General features: G+C 34.9%; 1 protein-coding gene. It reads right to left on the bottom strand.

The features are described from left to right. Positions 1-284, bottom strand: a 284-nt coding sequence (locus tag AB4653_RS25230; protein WP_372105597.1) for a hypothetical protein, incomplete at both ends; no start/stop codon positions are given.

A 284-nucleotide genomic window follows, 5' to 3' on the forward strand; every position in this document is an offset into this window, starting at 1 on the left:
AAATCAACTTTCTCATGACCAAGGTCATAACCAAATTGATGCCCACGGACAACCATTAATTTTGTACTTGGCTCTCCCATACCCAAGTAATTAACATTCTCTCTTACTCTTCGAAGTGTTTTGTAATCCATATCATCTTTCCAATGAAGTTGATCCTCAAGCCACTTTTCAATTTTGTTATGTTTCATACTTTTCATATTTTCCAGGTGGAAAGTATGATCAGTATTAATGAGAGCAAATCCCACATGAAATACAGCATAGTAATATCCGATAACAGCATTCAT

Origin of the sequence: Vibrio sp. 10N.222.48.A3, assembly GCF_041475345.1 — a bacterium.
GTDB lineage: Bacteria > Pseudomonadota > Gammaproteobacteria > Enterobacterales > Vibrionaceae > Vibrio > Vibrio tasmaniensis_A.